The sequence below is a fragment of the Leclercia sp. AS011 genome (assembly GCF_037152535.1).
In the GTDB taxonomy this organism is placed as follows: domain Bacteria; phylum Pseudomonadota; class Gammaproteobacteria; order Enterobacterales; family Enterobacteriaceae; genus Enterobacter.
This window is the reverse complement of sequence record NZ_JBBCMA010000022.1, coordinates 1-282: the sequence shown is the minus strand read 5'-3', so window position 1 is coordinate 282 and position 282 is coordinate 1. Positions and strand designations below refer to the sequence as shown.

2 rRNA genes are annotated in these 282 nt (G+C 53.9%); both read left to right on the top strand.

Features of this window, described 5'->3' with window-relative positions:
* A 23S ribosomal RNA gene (locus WFO70_RS22350) occupies positions 1-86 on the top strand; the annotation flags it as partial.
* A 69-nt stretch (positions 87-155) separates the two neighbouring features.
* Positions 156-271, top strand: a 5S ribosomal RNA gene (gene rrf / locus WFO70_RS22345).
* The last annotated feature ends 11 nt before the right edge of the window (positions 272-282 follow it).

Genomic DNA, 282 nt, shown 5'->3' with positions numbered 1-282 from the left:
GAAGACGACGACGTTGATAGGTCGGGTGTGTAAGCGCAGCGATGCGTTGAGCTAACCGATACTAATGAACCGTGAGGCTTAACCTTACAACGCCGAAGCTGTTTCGGCGAAGAGACAGACATCAAATTTCAGCCTGATACAGATTACAGAATTTGCCTGGCGGCTGTAGCGCGGTGGTCCCACCTGACCCCATGCCGAACTCAGAAGTGAAACGCCGTAGCGCCGATGGTAGTGTGGGGTCTCCCCATGCGAGAGTAGGGAACTGCCAGGCATCAAATTACG